Source organism: Streptomyces sp. NPDC005281 (assembly GCF_040607495.1).
GTDB lineage: Bacteria > Actinomycetota > Actinomycetes > Streptomycetales > Streptomycetaceae > Streptomyces.
In genome coordinates this window covers 1-1,222 of sequence record NZ_JBEXGX010000106.1, presented here as the reverse complement: position 1 = coordinate 1,222, position 1,222 = coordinate 1, and the positions used below count along the sequence as shown (strand labels likewise).

The window sequence follows — 1,222 nt, the reverse complement described above, 5'->3', positions numbered from 1 at the left end:
CTAGTGCTGGATTCCTCAAACTCGGTACACATATCGGCGTCGCAGTCGTCGGGTTGGGGGTGCCGGTCTGCCCCAGATCCATGGCTTCGCGTGGGAGTTGAGTTGGCTGGTCGCGAGGGTGGTGGCGTATGCGATGTCGTCGGGGTTGGCGAATGAGCGGCCCGCGAGAGCGGCCTTGCGGAAGATCCGCCACCAGCCTTCCTGGAGGTTGAGCCAGCATGCGCCGACGGGGATGAACGCGTGGTGGATGCGGGGGTGGTCCTCGAGCCAGATCCGGGTGGACAGGCTGTTGTGGCTGGACAGGTTGTCGGTGACGATCCAGATTTGACCGGTCGGGTTGGCGTCCTCGACCTGCTGCAGGAACTGCTGGTAGAAGACGCTGTTGCGTGAGGACGCGGTCATGGTGAGGGCCTGGCCGTCGGCCGGCCGCAGGCCGCCGTAGACCCAGGTCTTCTCCGGTCCGCGGCTGTAGTCGAGCTCCGCCTTGATCCGGTGCCCGTCGGGCGACCAGGCGGGTGCGGGCGGGAATGTTCGGGGGATCACGGGCCCCAGCTCGTCGGCGCAGATCACCGTCACGTCGTCGGGCGGCTTGGTGTAGAGGCCGATGATCCTTGTCCTTTTGGGACGAAGTCCGGGTCCTTCGACCGCATCCATGACCGGGTGCGACGCCACCGCACCCCCTCGGCGAGCAAGATGCGGCGCACCTGCGAGCGGCCCACCTCGATCCCTTCGACCTGTGCTGCCGCGGCCAGAGAGTCCAGCGTCCACTCGGCGGGTCCCGACTCGTCGAAGGCCCACAGTTCCCCGACCGGCTCCCACCGCAGCCGCCCCGGAGGCACGGTCTTGACCAGGGAAATAATCCGGGACCGCTCCTGCTCGGTGATCCGCCGCTTGCGGCCCTGGCCGCCCATGTCCTCCAGCCCCTGTAGGCCGGCGCCGTTGAAGCGGTGCAGCCAGCAGCGGACCGTCTTCTGACCGCAGCCCAGCTCCACAGCGATCGCCGGCACTCGCAGTCCTGACCAGCTCAGCTCGATCATCCGGGCCCGCATCACCACATCCCGCGGCGCCTTCCGCGCCCGCGCCAGCCGACGGACGACAGCCCGCTCATCCTCGTCATGTTCCGGTCGTGCCCATAAAACCATCGCCCAGCACCCGCCCCCGAGCACCCTCAACTACCCCGCCACCAGGACATATACCCAGCCAAAGAGGAATCCAGCACTAG

The 1,222-nt window shown here is 67.5% G+C and carries 2 protein-coding genes; both read right to left on the bottom strand.

All coding sequences use genetic code 11. The features are described from left to right. Positions 1-15 precede the first annotated feature (15 nt). Entirely contained in the window at positions 16-543 is a 528-nt protein-coding gene (locus tag ABZV42_RS42250; protein ID WP_356057619.1) for a transposase, read from the bottom strand. Positions 544-572: 29 nt separating this feature from the next. Continuing rightward, positions 573-1,142 carry a helix-turn-helix domain-containing protein gene (locus ABZV42_RS42245; RefSeq protein ID WP_356057617.1) on the bottom strand — a complete coding sequence of 190 codons (570 nt, stop codon included), beginning with the start codon at positions 1,140-1,142 and terminating at the stop codon, positions 573-575. Positions 1,143-1,222 lie beyond the last annotated feature (80 nt).

Excerpts from the sequence above, each read along its gene's own strand:
- ABZV42_RS42245 (WP_356057617.1), bottom strand. The coding sequence starts at position 1,142 with ATGGTTTTATGGGCACGACCGGAACATGACGAGGATGAGCGGGCTGTC.